The sequence below is a fragment of the Rhodococcus rhodnii NBRC 100604 genome (assembly GCF_001894925.1).
Classification (GTDB): Bacteria; Actinomycetota; Actinomycetes; order Mycobacteriales; family Mycobacteriaceae; genus Rhodococcus_F; species Rhodococcus_F rhodnii.
The window spans coordinates 94,097-117,795 of sequence record NZ_BCXD01000005.1; the positions used below are offsets into that span (position 1 = coordinate 94,097).

At 69.8% G+C, this 23,699-nt stretch carries 23 protein-coding genes; 18 read left to right on the forward strand and 5 right to left on the reverse strand.

Annotation, left to right across the window (positions count from 1 at the left end):
* The first annotated feature begins 29 nt into the window (after positions 1 to 29).
* The 8 genes from ahcY (at position 30) to secA (ending at position 11,202) form a co-directional block, all read left to right on the forward strand.
* Entirely contained in the window at positions 30 to 1,505 is a 1,476-nt protein-coding gene (ahcY, locus tag RR1_RS04970; protein WP_010839204.1) for an adenosylhomocysteinase, read from the forward strand.
* 17 nt (positions 1,506 to 1,522) lie between these two features.
* A complete protein-coding gene (locus RR1_RS04975) occupies positions 1,523 to 2,167 on the forward strand; it encodes a dTMP kinase (protein ID WP_010839203.1) in 645 nt (214 codons plus the stop codon).
* Between the two features lie 102 nt (positions 2,168 to 2,269).
* Positions 2,270 to 2,947 carry an MtrAB system response regulator MtrA gene (gene mtrA, locus RR1_RS04980; protein WP_072713604.1) on the forward strand — a complete coding sequence of 226 codons (678 nt, stop codon included), beginning with the start codon at positions 2,270 to 2,272 and terminating at the stop codon, positions 2,945 to 2,947.
* Positions 2,944 to 4,839: an MtrAB system histidine kinase MtrB gene (mtrB, locus tag RR1_RS04985; RefSeq protein ID WP_081634207.1), complete on the forward strand. Its 1,896-nt coding sequence runs from the start codon at positions 2,944 to 2,946 to the stop codon at positions 4,837 to 4,839. Before mtrA ends, mtrB begins: the two co-directional genes overlap by 4 nt.
* Positions 4,836 to 6,605, forward strand: a complete 1,770-nt coding sequence (lpqB, locus tag RR1_RS04990) for an MtrAB system accessory lipoprotein LpqB (protein ID WP_010839200.1) — start codon at positions 4,836 to 4,838, stop codon at positions 6,603 to 6,605. The genes mtrB and lpqB overlap by 4 nt, the downstream gene beginning before the upstream one ends.
* A gap of 57 nt (positions 6,606 to 6,662) precedes the next feature.
* A complete protein-coding gene (locus RR1_RS04995; RefSeq protein ID WP_238559038.1) occupies positions 6,663 to 7,319 on the forward strand; it encodes a ComF family protein in 657 nt (218 codons plus the stop codon).
* A 203-nt stretch (positions 7,320 to 7,522) separates the two neighbouring features.
* Complete coding sequence (gene hpf, locus RR1_RS05000) at positions 7,523 to 8,182, forward strand: ribosome hibernation-promoting factor, HPF/YfiA family (RefSeq protein WP_051111247.1); 660 nt, start codon at positions 7,523 to 7,525, stop codon at positions 8,180 to 8,182.
* Between the two features lie 191 nt (positions 8,183 to 8,373).
* Positions 8,374 to 11,202 carry a preprotein translocase subunit SecA gene (gene secA / locus RR1_RS05005; RefSeq protein ID WP_010839197.1) on the forward strand — a complete coding sequence of 943 codons (2,829 nt, stop codon included), beginning with the start codon at positions 8,374 to 8,376 and terminating at the stop codon, positions 11,200 to 11,202.
* 25 nt (positions 11,203 to 11,227) lie between these two features.
* On the opposite strand, the gene RR1_RS05010 is transcribed toward secA, so the two are convergent.
* A complete protein-coding gene (locus RR1_RS05010) occupies positions 11,228 to 11,785 on the reverse strand; it encodes an Rv3235 family protein (protein ID WP_051111246.1) in 558 nt (185 codons plus the stop codon).
* Between the two features lie 230 nt (positions 11,786 to 12,015).
* On the opposite strand from RR1_RS05010, the gene RR1_RS05015 reads away from it, so the two are divergent.
* The 6 genes from RR1_RS05015 (at position 12,016) to RR1_RS05040 (ending at position 18,269) form a co-directional block, all read left to right on the forward strand.
* Positions 12,016 to 12,432, forward strand: a complete 417-nt coding sequence (locus RR1_RS05015) for an HAD-IA family hydrolase (RefSeq protein WP_010839195.1) — start codon at positions 12,016 to 12,018, stop codon at positions 12,430 to 12,432.
* Entirely contained in the window at positions 12,429 to 13,868 is a 1,440-nt protein-coding gene (locus tag RR1_RS05020) for a WS/DGAT/MGAT family O-acyltransferase (RefSeq protein WP_010839194.1), read from the forward strand. Before RR1_RS05015 ends, RR1_RS05020 begins: the two co-directional genes overlap by 4 nt.
* A gap of 22 nt (positions 13,869 to 13,890) precedes the next feature.
* Positions 13,891 to 14,403: a DUF6912 family protein gene (locus RR1_RS05025; protein WP_040774291.1), complete on the forward strand. Its 513-nt coding sequence runs from the start codon at positions 13,891 to 13,893 to the stop codon at positions 14,401 to 14,403.
* Positions 14,404 to 14,506: 103 nt separating this feature from the next.
* Positions 14,507 to 15,619: a ferredoxin reductase gene (locus tag RR1_RS05030; RefSeq protein ID WP_010839192.1), complete on the forward strand. Its 1,113-nt coding sequence runs from the start codon at positions 14,507 to 14,509 to the stop codon at positions 15,617 to 15,619.
* An 83-nt stretch (positions 15,620 to 15,702) separates the two neighbouring features.
* Positions 15,703 to 16,923 (forward strand): fatty acid desaturase family protein, encoded by a 1,221-nt coding sequence (locus RR1_RS05035; protein ID WP_010839191.1) that lies wholly within the window; start codon positions 15,703 to 15,705, stop codon positions 16,921 to 16,923.
* 89 nt (positions 16,924 to 17,012) lie between these two features.
* Complete coding sequence (locus RR1_RS05040) at positions 17,013 to 18,269, forward strand: fatty acid desaturase family protein (RefSeq protein WP_010839190.1); 1,257 nt, start codon at positions 17,013 to 17,015, stop codon at positions 18,267 to 18,269.
* 9 nt (positions 18,270 to 18,278) lie between these two features.
* On the opposite strand, the gene rsgA is transcribed toward RR1_RS05040, so the two are convergent.
* Together rsgA and aroA are read right to left on the reverse strand one after the other, a co-directional pair.
* Positions 18,279 to 19,310 carry a ribosome small subunit-dependent GTPase A gene (gene rsgA / locus RR1_RS05045; protein ID WP_010839189.1) on the reverse strand — a complete coding sequence of 344 codons (1,032 nt, stop codon included), beginning with the start codon at positions 19,308 to 19,310 and terminating at the stop codon, positions 18,279 to 18,281.
* Positions 19,276 to 20,616 carry a 3-phosphoshikimate 1-carboxyvinyltransferase gene (gene aroA, locus RR1_RS05050; protein WP_010839188.1) on the reverse strand — a complete coding sequence of 447 codons (1,341 nt, stop codon included), beginning with the start codon at positions 20,614 to 20,616 and terminating at the stop codon, positions 19,276 to 19,278. The genes rsgA and aroA overlap by 35 nt, the downstream gene beginning before the upstream one ends.
* Positions 20,617 to 20,675: 59 nt before the next feature.
* Between aroA and RR1_RS05055 the strand changes: the two genes are divergently transcribed.
* A complete protein-coding gene (locus tag RR1_RS05055) occupies positions 20,676 to 21,407 on the forward strand; it encodes an SOS response-associated peptidase (RefSeq protein WP_040774368.1) in 732 nt (243 codons plus the stop codon).
* Here the strand turns inward: RR1_RS05055 and RR1_RS05060 are convergent.
* Positions 21,394 to 21,891, reverse strand: a complete 498-nt coding sequence (locus RR1_RS05060; RefSeq protein ID WP_040774286.1) for an aminoacyl-tRNA deacylase — start codon at positions 21,889 to 21,891, stop codon at positions 21,394 to 21,396. The genes RR1_RS05055 and RR1_RS05060 overlap by 14 nt on opposite strands.
* Before the next feature lie 168 nt (positions 21,892 to 22,059).
* Between RR1_RS05060 and RR1_RS05065 the strand changes: the two genes are divergently transcribed.
* Positions 22,060 to 22,815 (forward strand): sigma-70 family RNA polymerase sigma factor, encoded by a 756-nt coding sequence (locus RR1_RS05065; protein WP_040774283.1) that lies wholly within the window; start codon positions 22,060 to 22,062, stop codon positions 22,813 to 22,815.
* Positions 22,812 to 23,156 carry a mycothiol system anti-sigma-R factor gene (gene rsrA, locus RR1_RS05070; protein ID WP_010839184.1) on the forward strand — a complete coding sequence of 115 codons (345 nt, stop codon included), beginning with the start codon at positions 22,812 to 22,814 and terminating at the stop codon, positions 23,154 to 23,156. Before RR1_RS05065 ends, rsrA begins: the two co-directional genes overlap by 4 nt.
* A gap of 74 nt (positions 23,157 to 23,230) precedes the next feature.
* Here rsrA and RR1_RS23080 read toward each other — a convergent pair whose 3' ends face one another.
* On the reverse strand, positions 23,231 to 23,305 hold the full coding sequence (locus RR1_RS23080) for a 50S ribosomal protein bL37 (RefSeq protein ID WP_110293457.1): 75 nt from the start codon (positions 23,303 to 23,305) through the stop codon (positions 23,231 to 23,233).
* A 166-nt stretch (positions 23,306 to 23,471) separates the two neighbouring features.
* Here RR1_RS23080 and RR1_RS05075 point away from each other — a divergent pair, with 166 nt between their 5' ends.
* The gene (locus tag RR1_RS05075) at positions 23,472 to 23,687 is read left to right on the forward strand and encodes a biotin/lipoyl-binding carrier protein (RefSeq protein ID WP_010839182.1); all 216 of its coding nucleotides are present in this window, start codon (positions 23,472 to 23,474) and stop codon (positions 23,685 to 23,687) included.
* The last annotated feature ends 12 nt before the right edge of the window (positions 23,688 to 23,699 follow it).

The following is a 23,699-nucleotide window of genomic DNA, read 5'->3' on the forward strand; positions in this document are numbered from 1 at the left end:
CCACCATCGCGAGATCGAGAGAGGCATTCATGACGACGTCGGTACCGGCCACCCCCACCGTGGATTCACGCGGAGGGCTCGACTTCAAGGTGGCGGATCTCTCGCTCGCCGAATACGGACGCAAGGAAATCCGTCTCGCCGAGCACGAGATGCCAGGACTGATGGCGCTGCGTCGCGAGTACGCCGACGTGCGCCCGCTCGCCGGTGCGCGGATCTCCGGCTCGCTGCACATGACGGTCCAGACCGCGGTGCTCATCGAGACGCTCGTGTCGCTGGGTGCCGAGGTGCGCTGGGCGTCGTGCAACATCTTCTCGACGCAGGATCACGCGGCCGCGGCGATCGTGGTGGGCCCGAACGGAACTCCCGAGGAGCCGCGCGGCGTTCCCGTGTTCGCCTGGAAGGGCGAGACGCTCGAGGAGTACTGGTGGGCCGCCGAGCAGATGCTCACGTGGCCGGGCGAGCCCGCGAACATGATCCTCGACGACGGCGGCGACGCCACGATGCTCGTCCTCAAGGGCAAGCAGTTCGAGAAGGCCGGAGTCGTCCCGCCGACCGACGACGACCACGACTCCGACGAGTACAAGGTCTTCCTGTCGCTGCTGCGCCGTTCGCTCGAGGAGACCCCGGGCAAGTGGACGGCGGTCGCCGAGTCCGTCCGTGGCGTCACGGAGGAGACCACGACCGGCGTGCTGCGGCTCTACCAGGTCGCTGCGTCGGGCGAACTCGCGTTCCCTGCGATCAACGTCAACGACTCCGTCACCAAGAGCAAGTTCGACAACAAGTACGGCACGCGGCACTCGCTCATCGACGGCATCAATCGCGGCACCGACGTCCTCATCGGCGGCAAGAAGGTGCTCATCTGCGGCTACGGCGACGTGGGCAAGGGCTGCGCGGAGTCGCTCGCGGGCCAGGGCGCGCGCGTCCAGGTCACGGAGATCGATCCGATCAACGCGCTCCAGGCGCTCATGGACGGCTTCGACGTCGTCACGGTCGAGAACGCGATCGGCGACGCCGACATCGTGATCACCTCGACCGGTAACAAGGACATCATCTCGCTCGACCACATGAAGGCGATGAAGAACCAGGCCATCCTGGGCAACATCGGGCACTTCGACAACGAGATCGACATGGCCGGCCTCGAGCGCTCGGGCGCCACGCGCATCACCATCAAGCCGCAGGTCGATCAGTGGGTGTTCGAGAACGGCAACTCGATCATCGTGCTGTCCGAGGGCCGGCTGCTCAACCTCGGCAACGCGACGGGCCACCCGTCGTTCGTCATGAGCAACAGCTTCTCGAACCAGGTCATCGCGCAGATCGAGCTGTGGACCAAGCCCGACGAGTACGACAACGAGGTCTACCAGCTGCCCAAGCACCTCGACGAGAAGGTCGCCCGGATCCACGTCGAGGCGCTCGGCGGCGAGCTCACCAAGCTCACGAAAGATCAGGCCGAGTACATCGGCGTCGACGTCGAGGGCCCGTTCAAGCCCGAGCACTACCGGTACTGAGCGGCGGGCCGGCTCGAATGGGAGCGCTCGTCGCACTCGAGGGTCTCGACGGCGCCGGGAAGAACACGCTGGTGCAGGGTGTGCTCGCGGCACTGACCGATCGTGGTCTCGCCGCGGCCACCCTGGCCTTCCCGCGGTACGGGAGGTCGGTGCACGCCGACGTCGCCGCCGAGGCGCTGCACGGTCGGCACGGTGATCTCGCGGAGTCGGTCAACGCGATGGCGATGCTGTTCGCCCTCGACCGCGCCGGCGCCGCCGCCGAGCTCGCCGAGCTGGTCGCCACGCACGACGTCGTCGTGCTGGACCGGTACGTCGCGTCCAACGCGGCGTACGGCGCCGCGCGGCTCGCGCAGGACGCGGACGGCCCGTTCGTCGACTGGATCCGCGAGCTCGAGTTCGAGCGGTTCGCACTGCCGGTCCCGGATCTGCAGCTCTATCTCGACACTCCCGTGACGCTGGCCGAGCTCCGTGCGCGTGCCCGCGAGAGCGAGGTGTGCCGGGCTCTCGACGCGTACGAGCGCGACAGCCCGCTACAGACCCGCACCGGCCGCGCGTACGCGGGACTTGCCGCGCGCGCGTGGATGTCGCCGTGGTGGGTGCTCGATCCGGAGGTCGACGTGGCGCGACTCGCGGACGACCTGGCACTCTCGACGGGGTCGTGACCCGGTGCTCACGGAGGTACGACCCGGCGCGTCGCCGATGCCGCGGCGCGCCGAAACGGTGATCGCGCCGTTACCGGCGGGAAAGGTGTAACGATAGGAGCCATGAAGCCCAGGATTCTCGTCGTCGACGACGACACGGCGCTCGCCGAGATGCTCACGATCGTCCTGCGTGGCGAAGGTTTCGAGCCCCACGTGGTGGGCGACGGCACCCAGGCACTGTCCGCGGTGCGTGAGATCCGGCCCGATCTGGTCCTGCTCGACCTGATGCTTCCCGGTATGAACGGCATCGACGTGTGCCGCGTGCTGCGCGCCGACTCCGGTGTCCCCATCGTGATGCTCACGGCGAAGACCGACACGGTCGACGTCGTGCTCGGCCTCGAGTCCGGTGCCGACGACTACATCATGAAGCCGTTCAAGCCGAAGGAACTCGTCGCGCGCGTGCGCGCCCGGCTGCGCCGGACCGAGTCCGAGCCCGCCGAGGTGCTCAGCATCGGCGATGTCGTGATCGACGTTCCCGCGCACAAGGTGACGCGGGGCGACGAACCCATCTCGCTGACTCCGCTCGAATTCGATCTGCTGGTGGCGCTCGCCCGGAAGCCGCGGCAGGTCTTCACGCGTGAGGTGCTCCTCGAACAGGTGTGGGGCTACCGCCACGCGGCCGACACCCGCTTGGCCAACGTCCACGTTCAGCGGCTGCGCGCGAAGGTCGAGAAGGATCCCGAGAATCCGGAGGTCGTGCTCACGGTCAGGGGGGTCGGCTACAAGGCCGGACCGCCGTGACACGTGTCTCTCGCTGGCGGCGCCGGGTCAACCGGCGCGTCACCCCCGTCGTCCGCTGGGCGAGTACGGTCGGCAACGCCGTCGCCCACACGTGGCGGCGGTCGTTGCAGCTCCGCGTCGTCGTCTCGACGCTGACGCTGTCGATCATCGTCATCGGTGTGCTCGGCGTCGTCCTCACGAGCCAGATCACCGATCGGCTGCTCGAGTCGAAGATCGGTGCGGCGACCGAGGAACTCGACCGCGCCCGCGCCACCGTGGACGAGACGCTCGAGGGGTCGGACTACTCGTCCGCGGTCGCCCAGCTCAACGGGATTCGTGCGCAGCTGACCAATCGCGATCCCGACGAGCCCGACGCGTCGGGCTCGGCCGGTGCGTTCGAGCCGGTGCTCATCGTTCCGGGCGAGGGACCGCGCGCCCCGGTCTCGGTGGGCGCGGAGGCCGAGATCCCGGAGTCGCTGCGGACGTTCGTCCAGGCGAATCAGATCGCCTACCAGTTCTCGACGGTGCAGGAGCGCGGCGGCTATTCCGGCCCCGCCCTCATCATCGGCTCACCGACGACGACGCTCGAGCTGTATCTCATCTTCCCGCTCGAGAGCGAGGAGCGGACGCTCTCGCTCATGCGGGGCACGCTGCTCGTCGGCGGCGGCGTTCTCGCCGTGCTGCTCGCCGCGATCTCGTTGCTCGTCGCGCGGCAGGTCGTGCTGCCGCTGCGCTCGGCGTCGCGCATCTCCGTGCGATTCGCCGACGGCCGCCTCAAGGAACGCATGCCGGTCCGGGGCGAGGACGACATGGCCCGGCTCGCGATGTCGTTCAACGAGATGGCCGAGAGCCTGTCCAAACAGATCACGCAGCTCGAGGAGTTCGGCAACCTCCAGAAGCGGTTCACGTCCGACGTCAGCCACGAGCTGCGGACGCCGCTCACGACGGTGCGCATGGCCGCCGATCTCATCCACGACGGCAGCGAGGATCTCGATCCGGGCATGAAGCGCGCGTCGGAGCTGCTGGTCACCGAACTGGACCGCTTCGAGCAGTTGCTCGGGGACCTCCTCGAGATCAGCCGGCACGACGCCGGTGTCGCCGAACTCGCGGCGGAGCAACTCGACGTCCGGCTGTGCGCCCGCGCTGCGATCTCGACGGTGCGGCACCTCGCGAAGGAGAGCGGGACCGAACTCATCGTCGACATGCCGGGCGATCCGGTCATGGCGGAGGTCGATCCCCGCCGCGTCGAGCGCGTGTTGCGCAACCTCCTCGCGAACGCGATCGACCACGGCGAGGGCAAGCCGGTGCTGTTGCGGGTGCGCGCCGACGACAACGCCGTCGCGCTCGTCGTCCGCGACCAGGGCATCGGGTTGCGGCCGGGTGAGGAGAAGCTGGTGTTCAACCGGTTCTGGCGGTCCGATCCGTCGCGGGTGCGGCGGTCGGGCGGTTCCGGTCTGGGGCTCGCGATCAGCGTCGAGGACGCGAATCTGCACGACGGCAGGCTTGAGGCGTGGGGCGAACCGGGGAAGGGCTCGGTGTTCCGGCTCACCCTTCCGCGTGTGCGGGGGCGGAAGGTGACGTCGTCGCCGCTGCCCCTCGCGCCGACGATCCGCAAGGCCGTACAGGGTCGTCCGCCGACGGCCGAGCAGTCGGCCGATCCCTTCGAGTCGGCTGATCCCTTCGAGTCCGACGATCCGCTCGAGGTCGAGGGGTCGGCCCGTGCCGAGACGGCGGGCGAGGTCGACAGCGACGCCGAAATTCCGGACGATTCGGATATGCGCAGCAGTATCACCGCAGACGACACGAGCGCCGACCCCGGCGTGGACGACACGGCCGTGGACGACGAGAGCGTGGACGATTCGTCGCGCGCGAGCACCCCGTCCGGCCGCCGACCGGGGGAGGAGTCGTCGTGAGGGCGCGGGCACTGGTCGCGCTGCTCGTGGGTCTCGCCGTCGGCCTCACCGGCTGCGCGAGCCTGCCGAGTTCGTCCGCACCGCAGGCGGTCGGCACGATCGACCGCCAGGTCCCCGCGACGAGCATCGAGGCTCCCGTTCCCGGGCGCGCGCCGGACCTGCTGCTCCGCGACTTCCTGGGGGCGAGCACCGACCCGGCCAATCGTCACGTCGCGGCGCGGCAGTTCCTCACCGACGACATGTCGGAGTCGTGGGACGACGAGGCCAGCACGACCATCGTCGACAAGGTCGACGTGCTGCCCGAGGCGCGGTCGTCGAACGAGGCCACGTACACGATCCGTGCGAACAAGGTCGGCCAGCTGCGCGAGGGGGGCCTGTACGAGGCGGAGGAGGGCAGCTACGACGCCCGGATCCGGCTCGAACAGGCCGACGGCGAATGGCGGATCGCCGCGCTGCCGCCGGGCGTCGTCATGGATCGCGCGCTGTTCCTCGGCAGCTATCAGCAGCGTTCGCTGTACTTCCTCGACCCGACGGGGACAGCCCTCGTTCCGGATCCGCGCTGGATCTCCGGCGGCGACGATCAACTCGCCGCGCAGCTCGTCGGCCTGCTCGTCGAGGGACCGAAGTCGGCCCTCGAGCCCGGGGTACGGACCGAGCTCGGCGACGGTGTGACGCTCGCTGGGCCGATCACGAAGGCCGACGGCAGGACCGGCGCGGTGGGTGTCGGGCTCGGCGGCGTCCGGATCAATCTGCAGGGCCTCGGGGGGTTCGACACCGAGTCGCGGACGCGGCTCGCGGCCCAGCTGGTGTGGACGCTGTCCAACGCCGAGATCTCCGGGCCGTACCGGCTCGAGGCGGACGGCGCACCGCTCGACGACCGTCAGCCGGACGGCTGGTCGACGTCGGACGTCGCGTCCTTCGATCCGCTCGCCGGCGCGAACCCTGCGATCGGGCTGCACGCGCTGCGCGAGGGCTCGCTCGTCAAGGTCGACGACGGCGGGCTCGTTCCGTTGCCGGGAGTGTTCGGTACGTCGGGCGGCCTGCGGTCGGCGGCGCTGTCGGTCGACGGTGATCTCGTCGCGGGGGTCGAGGACACCGGCCGTCCCGCCCCCGAACCGGGGATGTCGCTGCTGGTGGGCGACTACGGGACGGGCGAGTCCGCGAAGGCGCTCGACGCGGGCTCGATCACGCGTCCGAGCTGGGATCTCGACGGCTCGTCGGCATGGGTCGCCGTCAACGGGACGACGGTCGTGCGCGTCGTGCGCGAACGGTCGACGGGCAATCTCAGCGTCGTGGGCGTCGACACGGGTGCGATCACGGCGCTCGGGTCCAACATCTCCGAACTGCGGCTCTCGCGCGACGGGGTCCGTGCGGCGCTGATCGTCGACGGCGACGTGTACCTCGCGACGGTCGTGCGCGGCTCGGGCGGCGGCTACTCGCTGACGGCGCCGCGCGAGATCGGCGCGGGCCTCGGCAGCCCGGCCCTGTCGCTCGACTGGAGCGACGGCGAGACCGTCGTGGTCTCGCGGGCGGCGCCCGAGACCCCCGTCGTGCAGATCGCGGTCGACGGCTCGCGGACCGACGCGCTCCCGAGCCGCAATCTCACGTCGCCCGTCGTCGCGGTCGACGCCTCGCCGACGACCGAACTCGTGGCCGATGCGCGCGCGGTCTTCCAGCTCAACAACAACGACCCCGCGAACGACCGGTTCTGGCGCGAGGTGCCCGGCCTCACGGGCATCCGGGCGATTCCGGTCCTGCCCGGCTGACCGCGTCCCGCTTTCGCAGGGACGCGCGTGTCGGTGGGGCGGCGGATACTGCGCGGTGTGCGGAGCCTCCTCGATCTCGCGTTGCCCGCCGTCTGCGGCGGATGCGGTACACCGCTGCCGCCACCGTCGGGCGGTGCGCTGTGCCGTGAGTGCCGCGACGTCCTTCGGGACGTGCCCGCGCGGGTGAGCCCGCGCGTCGATCCGGGCGTGCCGGTGTGGGCGCTCGGCCGCTATCGCGGGGTGCACCGCGGTGTCGTCGTCGCGGCGAAGGAGCACGGCCGGCGCGATCTCGCCGCGCCGCTCGGCGCCGCCCTCGCCCGCGCGCTGCTCGACCTCTACGGGTGGGGCGAACTCGATCCGTCCGCCCCGGTGTGTCTCGTGCCCGCGCCCACCCGGGCGGCCGCGGCCCGGCGGCGTGGCGGCGATCCCGTCACGGCCGCCGCTGTCGCTGCGGTGGGCGGCGACCGCGTGTGCCGTGCGCTGCGGACGTCGTTCGCGGCGCGCGACTCGGTGGGGCTCTCGCCCGCGGCACGCCGAGCCAATCTCGAGCGGTGGGTGCGCGTGGACCGGCGGGCGTTGCGGTCGCGCGCACCGGGCTCGGTCGTCCTCGTCGACGACGTGCTCACGACGGGGGCCACCGCCGCCGTGTCGGTGCGCAGGCTCGCGGCGGCGGGTGTCGGTGTGGCTGCGATTCTCGTGGTCGCGGCCGTGTGAGGTGAATTGTGCGGGAACATCTGGCGCACATCGGGCCGGGCAAGTAGTTTTGGGTTACACCCGATGCGCAGGTGGGAGGTGATGACGAGAAACCTCAGCCGGCCGAGACGTGTTGCAGCGAAGTCTCTTTCGCGTCCGTTCCGGCACAGTTCGTTTCCCGTCGTCCCGTGGATCCGGGACGGCACCGACCTCGGGAGGATCGTGTGACGACCCCGCAAGCTGTGCAAGCCCCTCTTACACGCAGTGACGAGGCCACCGCGGCCGCGACGTCGGAGATCGTGGTCAAGGGACGAGGAGTCGAGATACCGGATCACTTCCGGGTGTACGTCTCGCAGAAACTCGCTCGTCTCGAACGGTTCGACCCCACCATCTTCCGCTTCGACGTCGAACTCGAACACGAGAACAACCGCCGCCAGGCGAAGGCGTGCCAGCGAGTCCAGATCACGGCACGAGGCAAGGGTCCGGTCGCACGCGCGGAGGCGTGCGGAGACAGCTTCTACGCCGCGTTCGAGTCCGTCACGTCCAAGCTCGAGAGCAGGCTGCGCAGGGTCAAGGATCGCCGCAGGGTCCACTACGGAGAGAAGACCCCCGTCTCGGTGGCGGAGGCCACCGCACCGCTCGCAGCCGACACCGCCGCCGACCTCGAACCGGACGGCACCGATCACGACGCGTCCGAGAATCTGCCGGGCCGCATCGTGCGCCGGAAGGTGCACAAGGCGGACCCGATGACGGTCGACGACGCACTGTACGAGATGGAGCTCGTCGGACACGACTTCTTCCTGTTCCACGACAAGGAAACGGACAAACCATCCGTCGTGTACCGCCGCCACGCATTCGACTACGGTCTGCTCAGGCTGGAGTGACCTGCACTCCCGGCCGCGACGCGCGCCCCGCGACGCGGCCGGGAGCGCCGTGCTCGGCGACGAGCGCCTACGATGGAGTCCGACCGATGCAAGGCGTCGGCCGGACTCCGCGGTGTGTGGGGGGACCGGGCCGACGCCCGTGCACCGTGAACGATTGAAGCGCCCGCGAGACAAGAGGACGAGTAAAGACTGTGCCGTCGATGTCGCTGTCCAAGCTGCTCCGTGTTGGTGAAGGTCGCATGGTCAAGCGGCTCAAGCACATCGCGGATCATGTCGAATCACTCGAAGGCGACTACGAGTCGCTGACCGACGCCGAACTCCAGGCGCAGACCGAGGCGTTCCGGGAACGCCATCGCGCCGGGGAGTCGCTCGACGAACTGCTGCCCGAGGCGTTCGCGGTCGCCCGCGAGGCCTCGTGGCGCGTGATCGGCCAGAAGCACTACACCGTGCAGATCATGGGCGGCGCGGCCCTCCACCTCGGCAACATCGCCGAGATGAAGACCGGTGAGGGCAAGACCCTCACGTCGGTGCTGCCCGCCTACCTCAACGCGATCTCGGGCGACGGCGTCCACATCGTCACCGTGAACGACTACCTCGCCAAGCGCGACGCGGAGTGGATGGGCCGTGTCCACCGCTTCCTCGGGCTCGAGGTCGGGTCGATCCTCTCCGGGATGACGCCCGCCGAGCGCCGGGCCGCGTACGGCGCGGACATCACGTACGGAACGAACAACGAGTTCGGCTTCGACTACCTGCGTGACAACATGACGCACTCGCTCGACGACCTCGTCCAGCGTGGCCACAACTTCGCAATCGTCGACGAGGTCGACTCGATCCTCATCGACGAGGCGCGTACGCCGCTCATCATCTCGGGTCCCGCGGACGCCTCGAGCAAGTGGTACGCGGAGTTCGCGCGTATCGCGCCGATGCTGAAGAAGGACGTCCACTACGAGGTGGACATCCGCAAGCGCACCGTCGGTGTGCACGAGGCGGGCGTCGAGCTCGTCGAGGACCAGCTCGGAATCGACAACCTGTACGAGGCGGCCAACTCGCCGCTCGTGAGCTACCTCAACAACGCGATCAAGGCGCAGGAGCTCTACACCAAGGACAAGGACTACATCGTCCGCGACGGCGAGGTCATCATCGTCGACGAGTTCACGGGCCGTGTGCTCGTCGGACGCCGCTACAACGAGGGCATGCACCAGGCGATCGAGGCGAAGGAACACGTCGAGATCAAGGCCGAGAACCAGACCCTCGCGACGATCACGCTGCAGAACTACTTCCGGCTCTACGACAAGCTCTCGGGCATGACGGGTACGGCCGAGACCGAGGCCGCCGAACTCCACCAGATCTACGGGCTCGGCGTCCTGACGATCCCGCCGAACCGTCCGATGGTGCGTGTCGACCAGGGCGACCTGATCTACAAGACCGAGGAGGCGAAGTTCTCGGCGGTCGTCGACGACGTCGTCGAGCGGCACCAGAAGGGCCAGCCCGTCCTCATCGGTACGACGAGCGTCGAGCGGTCGGAGTACCTGTCGCGGCAGTTCACCAAGCGTGGTGTCAAGCACAGCGTCCTCAACGCGAAGTTCCACGAGCAGGAGGCGTCGATCATCGCCGAGGCCGGTCGGCTCGGTGCCGTCACGGTGGCGACGAACATGGCCGGCCGTGGTACCGACGTCGTGCTCGGTGGCAACCCCGACATCATCGCCGACGGCCTGCTGCGCCGCCGGGGGCTCGACCCCGTCACGACTCCGGAGGAGTACGAGGCGGCGTGGGACGAGGTCCTCGAGGAGGTCAAGGCAGACGTCAAGGCGGAGGCCGAGCGCGTCCGCGACGCGGGCGGGCTGTACGTCCTCGGCACCGAACGGCACGAGTCGCGCCGTATCGACAACCAGTTGCGCGGTCGTTCGGGACGTCAGGGAGATCCGGGCGAGTCGCGGTTCTATCTGTCGCTCGGTGACGAGCTCATGCGCCGGTTCAACGGTGCGGCCCTCGAATCGATCATGACGCGGCTCAACCTGCCGGACGACGTGCCGATCGAGGCGAAGATGGTCTCCAAGGCGATCAAGAGCGCGCAGACCCAGGTCGAGCAGCAGAACTTCGAGACCCGTAAGAACGTCCTCAAGTACGACGAGGTCATGAACCAGCAGCGCACCGTGATCTACCGCGAGCGGCGCCGCATCCTCGAGGGCGAGGACATGGAGGGCCAGGTCGACGGCATGATCGAGAACGTCGTCAAGGCGTACGTCGCCGGCGCGACCGCCGAGGGTTACGTCGAGGACTGGGATCTCGATCAGCTGTGGACGGCGCTGCGGACGCTCTACCCCGTCTCGATCGACCACAAGGAGCTCACCGCCGAGGACGCGAACGGCGAGGTCCCCGATCTGTCGGCGGACGAACTCGAGCGGATCATCCTCGAGGACGCGCACGACGCGTATGCGCGGCGTGAGGCCGAGATCGACGGGATCGCGGGCGAGAACGGGATGCGCGAGCTCGAACGCCGTGTCCTGCTCAGCGTCCTCGACCGCAAGTGGCGCGAGCATCTCTACGAGATGGACTACCTCAAGGAGGGCATCGGCCTGCGCGCGATGGCTCAACGAGATCCGCTCGTCGAGTATCAGCGCGAGGGCTACGACATGTTCACCGGCATGCTCGACGGGCTCAAGGAGGAGTCCGTCGGGTTCCTGTTCAACGTGCAGGTCGAGGCGCAGCAGCCGCAGTCGCAGTCGGGTGTCAGCGTCACGGCGGCGTCCGCAGCCGCGGCGTCGAAGTCGGCGCCGGGGCGTCCCGCGCGCCCCGAGGCCGATGCGCAGCCCGCCCCGGCTCCCGCGCTGCGAGCGAAGGGTCTCGACGACGAGTCGCCGCGCGGACTGACGTACTCGGGCCCCGCCGAGGGCGGCGGGACCGAGCTGACGCGTGAGCGCGGCGAGCGTGGCGGTGGCGACGGGCAGACCCGTCGTGCCCGCCGCGAAGCGGCCCGCAAGGACGCGAAGGCGGCCAAGAAGTCTCGCGCGAAGCGCTGAGGTACTCGCGCGAAGCGCCGAGCGGTCAGGACACCCGCAGGGACGTCACACACCACGTGGGCGTCCCTGTGGCCGTTCGGCGTTCGTGCATCCGGCCGGCGAACGCGAACACCCGCTCGCCGCGGCGGTAGGTCCCGAACAGTTCGAGCATCGCGGGGTCGGCCGAGTCCGCGGTGTGGACGCGGAGCACCGTCGCGGCACCGAGTCGGCGTGCGGGGTGGATCGGCGCGGCCGCAACCGATCTGAGGAGGTCGACGACCTCGGGCGCGAGGATCGCGCCGATGCGCGACGGCGAGCGGCGCCGGTCGAGGATCTCGAGGGCGAGCCGCACGGCGTGCTCGGCGCACGCCGTGGCGCGCCGCCGGTCGTCGGCAGGTGACGACGCCCCCGCCGCGCGACGTGCGGGTGGCCGGCCCGAGTGTGCCGACCGCGCCGCGCGTGGGCGTCGCAGTCCCGCACGAACCCCGAGCGGAGGTTCGCACGACGGTGCGCGCGCGACGAGTGCGTGTGCCGACTCGGTCGCGGCGGTGCCCGGATGCGGGTCGTTCGGATGTGTGCTGCTGTCGGTGCGCGTCGGCTCCATGCTGGCCCCCCGGCCTGTCGTCGTTCCCGTTGGTGCACGTTCCTGTTGGTGCGAGTTCCTGTTGGTGCGAGTTCCCGGTCGCGCGAGTTCCCGGGCCGTGTGCGTGTCGGCGACGAGTCCCCCCCTGGTCGGCGTTTCACGCAGTCGCCGTGCGCGAATGATGACACCGGGGCGGGCCTCGCGCCACCGGAATCGGCGAACCGGTGATTCGTCGGGTTAGTGTTGGCACCGTGCGTGGGCTGATCGTGGACGTGGGTGGGGTGCTGGCGAGCCCGGCGGGCTCGGCTGTCGAGTCGCTTCTCGGCGACGCCCGGCGCAGCGGTGTCCGGACGGCGATCGCCAGCAACGACCCCGGCGGTGCCGGAGCGGAGCCGTTGCGTGCACTCGCGGGTTCGCTCGTCGACGTCGTCGTGCTCTCGGGCGACGTGGGGGAGGCGAAGCCCGACGCCGCGATCTACCGCCGTGTGGCGGCCCTGCTGGATCTCCCGCCGCGCGAGTGTGTGTTCGTCGACGACCTCCCCGCGAACGTCGCGGGCGCGGCCGCGGTGGGCATGGCGGGTGTGCTCTTCGACGCCGACGACGCGGCGGCTGCGCTCGCCGAGGTGGCGACGCTTCTCACGACCGACACAGGAGGCGACGACTCGTGACGGCCCGGCTCTCGGCGCAGGACGCGTCGTTCTTCTTCCTGGAACGCAGTACGCCGATGCACGGCGGTTCGGTCGCGATCTTCCGTTGTCCCCGTGGGGGTTTCACGTACGAGGCGTTGCTGAACGTCGTCGAGTCGCGGCTCCCCGCGGTACCGAGGTATCGCCAGAAGGTTCGGGAGGTGACGCTCGGGTTGTCGTTGCCCGTGTGGGTCGACGATCCCGATTTCGACATCGAGTACCACGTGCGCCGCTCGGCGCTGCCGAGCCCGGGCAGCGAGGCGCGGCTGTGGGATCTCGTGGCGCGGTTGATGTCCCGGCCGCTCGACCCCGCACGGCCGCTGTGGGAGATGTATCTCGTCGAAGGTCTCGGCAAGGGTGACGGCAACGGCAGCGGCCGGTTCGCGATCGTCACCAAGTCGCACTCGTCGCTGGTGGACGGCGTCGAAGCGCTCGACATCGGCCAGGTCATCGTCGACGAGACCCGCACTCCCGAACCGCCCGCCGAGGACCTGTGGATGCCCGCGCCCGAGCCGAGCGATGCGACGCTCGCGGCGGCGGCGCTCGGCGAACTCGTCATGCGGCCCGCGGAGGGGGTGTCGGCGGTGCGGCACGCTCTGGCGGACTTCGCGACGAGCGCGGGCCGGGCGCTCGGCGCCCTCGAGAAGGCCGCGCGGCTGGTACACACCGCGACGAATTCGGCTCCCGACAATCCGCTCAACGCGCCGATCTCGCGGAGCCGGCGTTACGCGACGGCCCGGACGCCGCTCGCCGACTACCGCGCGCTGCGCGAGCGCTACGACTGCGAGATCCACGACGTCGTCCTCACCGTCGTGACGGGGGCGCTCCGGGGATGGTTGCAGTCGCGAGGCGAACTCGTGGGGGAGTCGACGATCGTGCGCGCGATGGTGCCGATCTCGGTCTACGACACCGAGGATGCCGACGGCGCGCCCGGCGCGGAGGGTGACGACGAACCCGCCGGCCGAGCACGCGTGTCGTCGTGCCTCGTGGATCTTCCCGTCGGCGAACCGAGTCCGGCGGTGCGGTTGTCGCACATCGCCCACGCGACGGCGTCGTCGGCGGGTCACGGCCGGCGCGTGACGGCACGCACGATGGCGCGGCTGCCGGGGTTCGCACCCGCGACGTTGCACGCCGTCGGCGCGCGCGTCGCCACGAGTTTCTCGCAGCGCATGTTCAACCTCGTCGTGACGAACGCCCCCGGTCCGCAGCGCGCCCGCTACGTCGGTGGCGCACAGCTGACGCAGATGTATCCGGTCGCTCCGCTGCTCCCGAACCAGACGCTCTCGATCGCTCTCACGTCCTACGACGGCGACGTCTACTACGGTTTGAACGCGGACCGGGACGCGATGAGCGACGTCGACGTCGTCGCGTCGCTGCTGACCGAATCGCTCGAGGAACTGTCCGAGTACGGCCGGTGAGAGATCGACGAACAGGTGGACCATGACACGGATATATGTGCCGGCGACGATCGAACTGCTCGAAGGCTTCGTCGAGACCGACGAGTTCGATCCGATGAGCCGCACCGCGTTCGCGGTGACGGGCGCGCTGCGCGAGTCGTACTCCTCGGGTGACGACGACGAACTCGAGGCCGTCGCGATGGGCGAGGCCGCGCGGGCGTCGCTGCGACTGCTGGCGGGCCGGATCGCCGATCGCGGCGCCGAGGGCGTCCGGATGCGCCGCGTCGTGATCGCCGCGGACGTCGACGACGTCACGCCGCGTCCCGATCTCGACGACGCCGTCGTGCGGCTCGCGGCTCCCGTCACGATGCGTCAGGTCGCGTCGGTGCACGTCGATCTCGAGGACGCCGAGAGCGCGATCGCCCGCGCGGTGGAATCCGTCGACGAAGCGGATCTCGGGGATCCGGAGGCGGAGTTCGTGCTCGGCGACGCCGAGGATCATGCGCTGGCGTGGTACGCCACGCAGGAGGTCCCGTTCCTGCTGGATCTGTTGTGAGGGCTGGACCTGCTGTGAGCCGCGTCCGGGTGTGATACCCACGACACGCTCGTACGTGAACCCTACGGTACCGTAGGTTCGCGAACGAGGAGGATGGCTTCCGATGGGTTTGAAGGAATGGGTCGGCGACCCCGCAACGGCTCGGATCGCGTCGCGTGGCGCGGCGTCGTGGCTGCGTCACGCCGCGGTGAAGCTCACGACGCCGCTGCTGCCCGACGACTACCTGCATCTGGTCAATCCGCTGTGGTCCGCCCGTGAGCTGCGGGGCCGCATCGTGGAGGTGCGGCGCGAGACGTCGGACTGCGCGACGATCGTCATCAAGCCGGGCTGGGGCTTCGACTTCGGGTACCGCGCCGGCCAGTACATCGGCATCGGCCTGCTCGTCGACGGTCGCTGGCACTGGCGGTCGTACTCGCTCACCTCGCCCGCGGGTTTCACGGACGATCTGATCTCCATCACGGTCAAGGCGATGCCCGAGGGGCTGCTCTCGACCCACCTCGTCGGCGGTGTCCCGCCGGGGACCGTCGTGCGGCTCGCGGCCCCGACGGGGAACTTCGCGCTGCCCGAGCCGCCGCCGGAGCGGATTCTCTTCGTCACCGCGGGCAGTGGCATCACCCCCGTGATGTCGATGCTGCGGACCGCCGCGCGGCGAGGTTCGGTGACCGACGTCGTGCACGTGCATTCGGCCCCGACCGAGGACGACGTCATCTTCGGCGACGAACTGCGCGCGCTGGCGGCCGAGTACCCGAGTTACCGGCCGCTGCTGCGTTCGACGCGGACCGAAGGCAAGATCTCGCCCGCCGATCTCGACGAACTCGTCCCGGACTGGCGTGAGCGCGACACGTGGGCCTGTGGCCCGCTGGCGATGCTGGACGCGTACGAGGCGCACTTCGCCGAGGCGGGCCTCGAGGACCGGCTGAATCTCGAACGTTTCGCGGTCTCGCGCGCCGACATCTCCGGTGAGGGCGGAACGGTGACGTTCACGCGGTCGGGACGCACGCGAACGGTGGACGGTGCCACGACGCTGCTGGAGGCCGGCGAGGACGCCGGTGTGCTCATGCCGTTCGGGTGCCGGATGGGCATCTGCCAGACGTGTGTCGTGCCGATCGAATCGGGCCATGCCGTCGATCTCCGGACGGGGCGCCAGCATGCGGAGGGCGAACGCGTCCAGACGTGTGTGTCGGCGGCCGCCGGGGACTGTACGCTCGACGTCTGACCGCCGGTGTCCGTCGGTCGTCAGGCCGGCAGGCACGGAACCGCAGTGACGGTACCGGCGTAGCCGATACGGAAGGACCTTCGGTGGCCATCACCGACATCAAGGAATTCGCTCACCTCACCGCCTCGGACATCGAGGCGCTCGGCGACGAGCTCGATTCGATCCGCCGTGAGGTCGAGTCGTCGCTCGGCGTCGACGACGCCCGCTACATCCGCCGCACGATCCAGTTCCAGCGCGTGCTCGAACTCCTCGGCCGCGCGGCGCTCTGGCGTGTCGACGACCGCACGACGTGGGCCGCGGGTACCGCGCTGCTCTCGCTCGCGAAGATCGTCGAGAACATGGAGCTCGGGCACAACGTGATGCACGGGCAGTGGGACTGGATGAACGATCCGGAGATCCACTCGGTCGGCTGGGAGTGGGATCAGCTCGGCCCGTCCGAGCACTGGAAGCGCGCCCACAACTACTCGCATCACACGTACACGAACGTCGTCGGCATGGACGACGACATCGGCTTCGGCGTCCTGCGGATGACGCGCGACGTCCCGTGGCGGCCGGTCAACCTGCTCCAGCCCGTCGCGAACATCGTTCTCGCGCTCACCTTCGAGTGGGGGATCGCGATCCACGACCGCACGTTCGCGGAGGAGCTCGAAGGCGTGCGGCCCGGCAAGCTCGACTCCCAGACGAATCGTGACTTCGCGCGCAAGATGATCCGTCAGCTCGGCAAGGACTTCGTGCTGTTCCCCGCGCTGTCGGGCCGCCGCTGGCGACGTACGCTCACCGCGAATCTCAGCGCGAACGTGATCCGCAACATCTGGGCGTACCTCGTGATCTTCTGCGGCCATTTCCCCGACGGCGCAGAGAAGTTCACGGTTGCCGAGTACGAGCGTGAGACGCGTCACGAGTGGTATCTGCGGCAGATGCTCGGCAGCGCCAACTTCCGGAGCGGGCGCGTGATGGGCTTCCTCAGCGGCAACCTGAGCTACCAGATCGAGCACCATCTCTTCCCCGATCTCCCGTCGAATCGGCTTCCGGAGGTCGCGAAGCGGGTGCGCGCGCTGTGCGAGAAGTACGACCTGCCCTACACGACGGGTTCGCTCGCCGGGCAGTACGTCAAGGCGTTGCGGACGATCCACACCCTCGCGCTGCCGGATCGCTACCTGCGTGCGACGTCCGACGATGCCCGCGAGACGTCGTCGGAACGCAAGTTCCGGACGCCGCTCGTGCGCCGCGCGATCGAGGAGGGGCGGGCTCGTGGGCTCGCGTCGTCGCTCGAGGTGCTGCGGCAGGCACGCCGTCGCAAGTGAGGATGCTCACACACCGTCGCTTACCTACGGTCGCGTAACCTACGGTTTGGTAAGTAAGCCGGGGTGATCGCGAGCACGAGGAGGATTGGGTGGCCATCAGTGACGTCGAGGAGTACGCACACCTGACCGACGCCGACGTCGAGGCACTCGGGCGAGAGCTCGACGCAATTCGGCGCGACGTCGAGGATTCGCTGGGCGACCGCGACGCGCGGTACGTCCGCAACACGATCCGCCTCCAGCGTTCGCTCGAGATCGCCGGCCGCGCAGTGCTGTTCGCAAGCCGTCGTCGTCCGGCCTGGCTGCTGGGTGCCGGCCTGCTCGGGACGTCGAAGATCATCGAGAACATGGAGCTCGGGCACAACGTGATGCACGGGCAGTGGGACTGGATGAACGACCCCGAGATCCATTCGGCCACATGGGAATGGGACAACAACGATCCCTCGGCCCATTGGAAGCAGACCCACAACTACCTGCATCACAAGTACACGAACATCCTCGGGATGGACGACGACGTCGGATACGGACTGCTGCGGGTCACGCGCGATCAGCGCTGGAAGCCGTTCTATCTCGGCAACCTCGCCTACAACACCGGCCTGATGCTGTTCTTCCAGTGGGGCGTCGCGGTCCAGCACCTCGAACTCGGGAAGGTGGCCCAGGGCCGGGTCCCGAAGGAGGAGACGCGCCGCAAGCTCCGCGAGGTCGGCGCCAAGATCGGCAAGCAGGTCGCGAAGGACTACGTGCTGTACCCGGCGCTCACGGGGCGCGCGTGGAAGAGAACCATGACGGCGAACTTCGCCGCGAACACGATCCGCAACGTCTGGACCAACGCGATCATCTTCTGCGGCCATTTCCCCGACGGCGCAGAGAAGTTCACGAAGGCCGACATCGAGATCGAGACGCAGGCGCAGTGGTACCTGCGGCAGATGCTCGGCAGCGCCAACATCTCCGGGTCCAAGCTCATGGACTTCATGAGCGGCAACCTCAGCTACCAGATCGAGCATCACCTGTACCCCGACCTGCCGAGCAACCGGCTGCGGGAGATCTCGGTGCGGGTGCGCGAACTGTGCGACAAGTACGACCTCCCGTACACGACGGGGCCGTTCCTCGTGCAGTACGCGAAGTCGTGGCGCACGATCGCGAAGCTCTCGCTGCCGAACCAGTACCTCGCCGACACCGCCGACGACGCACCGGAAACCGCATCGGAGAAGCGTTTCGACGGCACCGGCAGCGTCGTCGACCCCGAGACCGGGAAGCGTCGCGGACTGCGTACCGCGATCGCTCAGGTGCGGCGCGGCCGCAGGCTCACCGCCGCACGCGACACGCTGCGCCGCGTCGTCGGGCGCTGACGCCGGCCGTCACCACGAGTCGTTCTGCGCGATCGCCGCGAGCAACTCACGGATGGCGTGCACCCGGGCCGCCGACTCGCCCCCGAGCTCGTCGAGAGCGCACTCGGGGTCGGTCGGCGGCCCCATGTGCGTGCAGCCGCGAGGGCAGGCCGCCGTCGCCTCCGCGAGATCGGAGAACGCGCGCACGACGTCGTCGGGAGAGATGTGCGCGAGGCCGAACGACCGGATTCCCGGCGTGTCCACGATCCAGCCGCCGTGCGGCGCAACCGAAGTCGGGGCGGGCAGCGCGACCGACTGTGTCGAGGTGTGCCGGCCCTTGCCCACGCCCGAGACCACGCCGGTCGCGCGTTCGGCCTCCGGCACGATCCGGTTCACGAGCGTCGACTTGCCCACCCCGGAGTGGCCGATGAGTGCGGTCACCTCGCCGTCGAGATACGTCTCGAGGTCGCCGAGATCGTCCGCCGTCCCGGCGAGCACGACGGGGAGATCGAGATCGGCGAACGACGCCGCGAACTCGGCCGGATCGCTCAGATCGCTCTTGGTGAGACACAGGATCGGGGTCAGCCCGCCCGCGTAGGCGGCGACGAGGGCCCGCTCGACGAAGCCCGTGCGCGGCGGCGGATCGGCGAGCGCGACGACGATCAGCAGCTTTCCCGCGTTGGCGACGACGATCCTCTCGTACGGGTCGGTGTCGTCGGCGGTGCGGCGCAGGACCGTCGAGCGTTCCGCGACCCGCACGATGCGCGCGAGCGTGTCGGGCCTGCCGGACAGGTCGCCCACGACGTCGACGTTGTCGCCGACGACGATCGGGGTCCGGCCCAACTCCCGTGCGCGCATCGCGACGACGCGGCGGTCGGGGTCGCCGCCGAGGACGCATCCCCATCTGCCGCGGTCGACGGAGACCACCATCGCCGCCTCGGCGTCGAGATGCTCGGGGCGGGTCTTGGTCCGCGGCCGGGTTCCCTTGCCCGGACGGATCCGGACGTCCGATTCGTCGTACCGTCGTCTATTCAGTGCGCGCTCCTTCCGGGTGCGAACCATCGTGTGCTGCAGAAGAATCGAGCATCGTCTCCCACATCCGGTCGAAGCCGGGAAGAGTCTTGGCCGTCGTCGCGACGTCGTCGATCTCGATGCCGGGGACGCGGAGTCCGACGATCGCTCCCGCGGTCGCCATCCGGTGATCCGCGTACGCCCGCCACGGGCCGCCGTGCAGCGGGCTCGGCCGGATCTCGAGTCCGTCGGCGGTCTCGGTGACGTCGCCGCCGAGGCCAGCGAACTCCGTCGCGAGCGCTGCGAGCCGATCGGTCTCGTGGCCGCGGAGATGCGCGATCCCCCGCAACGTGGACGGGGTCGTCGCGAGCGCCGCGAGTGCGGTGACGGTGGGGGCGAGCTCGCCGACGTCGTGGAGGTCGACGTCGAGACCGAGCAGCTCGCCGGGGCCGCGAACCGTCAGCCCCGCATCGGTCCGTCGGACGTCCGCGCCCATGTCCGTGAGGATCGCCCGGATCGCGTCGCCGGCCTGGGTCGTCTCGGCGGGCCAGTGCGGCACGGTGACCTCACCGCCGGTCACGGCGGCGGCCGCGAGAAACGGTGTGGCATTGGAGAGGTCGGGCTCGACGACCCAGTCGACCGCGCGCACCGCACCGGGCTTCACGGTCCACTCGGAGGGTGCGCCGTGACGATGCGCGATCTCGACGGTCACGCCCGCACGCCGGAGCATCGCGACGGTCATGTCGATGTGGGGGAGCGACGGGACGGGCGGTCCGTCGTGCCGGACCGTCACCCCGGCGTCGAACCGCGCCGCCGAGAGCAGCAGACCCGACACGAACTGAGAGGACCCGGACGCGTCGATCGTGACGGTGCCGCCCGGCACCTCGCCGCGGGCGTGGACGGTGAACGGCAGCCGATCGCCGTCCACGCGCACACCGAGCCCGCGCAGGCCGTCGAGCAGCGTGGCCTGTGGCCGCGTGCGTGCCTGCTCGTCGCCGTCGAACTGCACGTCGGCATCGGCGAGCGCCGCGAGCGGCGGAACGAATCGCATGACGGTCCCGGCGAGCCCGCAGTCGATGTGCGCGCCGCGGATCGGCCCGGGAACGACGTGCAGCGTCGTCGCCGAGTCCGCCTCGGTGATGCCGGTGCCGAGCGCGCGCAGGGCAGCGATCATGAGGTCGGTGTCGCGGCTACGCAGCGCGCCGGTCACGGTCGACGGGCCGTCGGCGAGTGCGGCGAGCACGAGCGCGCGATTGGTCATCGACTTCGAGCCGGGTACGGCGACGACGGCTCGGACCGGTCGCGGTGCGGTCGGGGCTGTCCAGGCACGGGTGCTCACGCCTCCATCTTCGCCCATCGGGCCGCACGCGTGCCGCAGCCGGGGTCGGCCGGGCGCGACATGCGATAGTGCGGATCGTGTGCGGCAGATACGTCACGGGACGCGACCCGGCTCTCCTCGCACAGGATCTCGAGGCGATCGACGACACCGCCGGGTCCTGGGACGGGCCGCGCTGGAACGTCGCGCCGACGACGTCCGTGCCGGTCCTCGCATCGCCGCGTGGTGAGCGCCGGATCCGGATGATGCGATGGGGACTCGTGCCCCAGTGGGCGGACCCGGCAGCCGGTTCCGTCCTGTTCAACGCGCGCGTCGAGACGCTGCTGGAGAAGGCGTCGTTCGCCTCGGCGGCGCGCCGACGCCGCGCGCTCGTGCCGATGGAGGCCTGGTACGAGTGGGCGGGAGAGGGACGCGACGCGCGCCCCTACGCGGTCCGGCGGCCCGATGCGGCGACGTTCACCGTCGCCGGCCTGTGGGAGTACCGGCGCGATCCCGACGCACCGGGTGCACCTCCGCTCGTGAGCCTCGCGATCGTCACGACGGCCGCGAGCGGTGCGCTGCGCGAGATCCATCCGCGGATGCCGCTCGTCGTCGCACCGGACCATCGCGCCGCATGGCTCGACTGCTCGACGGGAGACGTCCCCGCGGACGTACCCGCGGCCGCCGACAGCGCGGCCAGGGCACTCGCGCCGTACCGCGTGTCGCGGCGCGTGGGATCGATCCGTCACGACGATCCGTCGCTGCTCGAGCCGCTGGGGACCGGCGACGACGGCGAGGCCCACGAGGCGGGAGATCAGCTCACGTTGCTGTGAGCGGCGCCGTCGTGGCGTCGAGAACGGTGACGAGGTCCGTGGGCGCGATCTCGAGTTCGAGGCCGCGTCTCCCGCCGCTGACGAAGATCCGGCCGAACGACAGCGCCGACGCGTCCAGAACGGTCGGGAGCCGGGTGCGCTGCCCGAACGGCGACACTCCGCCGAAGACGTATCCCGTCACGCGCTCGGCGTCGGCGCGCGGTGCCATCGCCGCCTTCCCCGCGCCGAGCGCGCGTGCCGCGGCCTTGAGTGAGAGCGATCGCAAGACCGGCACGATCGCGACACCGAACCGGGTCGGAGCACCCGTGAGTGCGACCACCAGTGTCTTGAACACCTGGTCGGGAGCCGCGCCCGCGGACTCGAGGGCGGCGACCGCCTCGTCGCCGAACGCGGTCGAGCGCGGATCGTGCTCGTAGGTGTGCACCGTGAACGGTGTCGCCGTCCTGCCCAGCTGGGTGGTCGCGGGGGTCGCCGAGCCTGCCATGGCGTTCATTGTGCTCGGGCGCGCGAGCACGACGACACGCGGCGCGGGAACAAGCGCCCCCGCCCGCGGGTTGAACACCCTCGTAAGCGGTATCCGTCGTGCGTGAGGTGCGCACCGCGGAGACGCCCTGCCGACGAAGGGAGACCGGCGCTCGTGACCGCAACGGTGATGGACCCTCCGCCGTCCACGCGGACGACGCCCCTGGCGGTAGCCTGGGACGCGACGGCGATCGAAGGGATCAGCGTGCACGAAGAGAACGGTGTGCAGGAAGCGACCCGGCGCGGCGACGTTCCGCCGAGCGACGAGGCGGGCAGGCGGGCGACCGAGTCGCAGGACGCCCTCGTCGAGCGGTTCGAGCGCGATGCGCTCCCGCTCCTCGACCAGCTCTACGGTGCCGCGTTGCGCATGACACGCAATCCGGCCGACGCCGAGGACCTCGTCCAGGAGACCTACGTCAAGGCGTACAGCGCGTTCCGCTCCTTCAAGGAGGGGACCAACCTCAAGGCGTGGCTGTACCGCATCCTCACGAACACCTACATCAACTCGTACCGCAAGAAGCAGCGTCAGCCGGCGCAGTACCCGACCGACGAGATCACCGACTGGCAGCTCGCGGCGACCGCCGAGCACACCTCGACGGGGCTGCGTTCCGCCGAGGTCGAGGCGCTCGACGGACTGCCGGACGACGACATCAAGGCGGCGTTGCAGGAGCTCCCCGAGGACTTCCGGATGGCCGTCTACTACGCCGACGTCGAGGGATTCCCGTACAAGGAGATCGCGGAGATCATGGGCACGCCGATCGGAACGGTCATGTCGCGGCTGCATCGCGGCCGTAAGCAGTTGCGCGGACTGCTCGCGGACGTGGCGCGCGAGCGAGGCTTCGATCGTCGGGCCGGCGTCTCCGCGGGCGAGGAGGTGTCGCGATGACCCAGCAGGACGACTTCGAGTCGCTCGACTGCACCGCCGTCCTCGCGGACGTGTGGCTGATGCTCGACGGCGAGTGCGACGAGACGTCGCGGGCGCGGCTGCAACGGCACATCGACGACTGCGGCTCGTGCCTCGAGGCCTACGGCATCGAGGAGAAGGTCAAGTCGCTCGTGGCGCGCAAGTGCGGCGGCGAGCACGCACCCGACGGGCTGCGGGACCGGTTGCGGGTCCAGCTTCGGACCGTGACGGTCGAGTACCGCGAGACCGTCGAGATCCGTGAGAGTGCCGAGATCCGTGAGAGTGCCGAGATCCGTGAGAGCGCCGAGCCGCCGCGCGGATAGCAGCGGACGGAGGGAACGGCATACGAGAACGGGGCCCGGTGAGCGATGCTCACCGGGCCCCGTTCTCGTATGCCTCAGCTGTTGGGGCGCTTGCCGTGATTGGCGGCGTTGCCCTTGCGGCTGCGCTTCTTGCGACCGCGCTTGCCCATCGCGGACTCCCTTCTCGTCGACGAAGTGTGCACCCGATGTCTCCAGTGGGTGTTGTCCTCCAGTCTTCCACGCCGCGCCGGGCCGTTTCACGCCGGGACGCCGCGATGTGATTGGCTGAATGCGCACAGAGCTGCGGCTGCGGCCACAGCGGACGAAGGAGGCGCAGTGGCGACGGACGTGCGAGCCGAGATGGTGTCGACGGTGTTCGAGGTCGTCGTGAGCCCCGGGGACCACGTCGAGCCGGGCGACACGCTCGTCGTCGTCGAGTCGATGAAGATGGAGATCCCGGTCCTCGCGGAGGAACCGGGCACCGTGGGGTCGGTGGACGTCGCGGTCGGCGACGTCGTCAAACAGGGCGATCTGATCGCCACCATCGCCTGACGAGAGACCGGC

Bases quoted from the DNA above. Each gene is read 5' to 3' on its own strand.
- ahcY (WP_010839204.1), top strand. From the start codon at position 30: ATGACGACGTCGGTACCGGCCACCCCCACCGTGGATTCACGCGGAGGG.
- RR1_RS04975 (WP_010839203.1), top strand. From the start codon at position 1,523: ATGGGAGCGCTCGTCGCACTCGAGGGTCTCGACGGCGCCGGGAAGAAC.
- mtrA (WP_072713604.1), top strand. From the start codon at position 2,270: ATGAAGCCCAGGATTCTCGTCGTCGACGACGACACGGCGCTCGCCGAG.
- RR1_RS05010 (WP_051111246.1), bottom strand. From the start codon at position 11,785: ATGGAGCCGACGCGCACCGACAGCAGCACACATCCGAACGACCCGCAT.
- RR1_RS05025 (WP_040774291.1), top strand. From the start codon at position 13,891: ATGACACGGATATATGTGCCGGCGACGATCGAACTGCTCGAAGGCTTC.
- RR1_RS05030 (WP_010839192.1), top strand. From the start codon at position 14,507: ATGGGTTTGAAGGAATGGGTCGGCGACCCCGCAACGGCTCGGATCGCG.
- rsgA (WP_010839189.1), bottom strand. From the start codon at position 19,310: ATGGTTCGCACCCGGAAGGAGCGCGCACTGAATAGACGACGGTACGAC.
- aroA (WP_010839188.1), bottom strand. From the start codon at position 20,616: ATGGGCGAAGATGGAGGCGTGAGCACCCGTGCCTGGACAGCCCCGACC.
- RR1_RS05060 (WP_040774286.1), bottom strand. From the start codon at position 21,891: ATGGCAGGCTCGGCGACCCCCGCGACCACCCAGCTGGGCAGGACGGCG.
- RR1_RS05065 (WP_040774283.1), top strand. From the start codon at position 22,060: ATGGACCCTCCGCCGTCCACGCGGACGACGCCCCTGGCGGTAGCCTGG.
- rsrA (WP_010839184.1), top strand. From the start codon at position 22,812: ATGACCCAGCAGGACGACTTCGAGTCGCTCGACTGCACCGCCGTCCTC.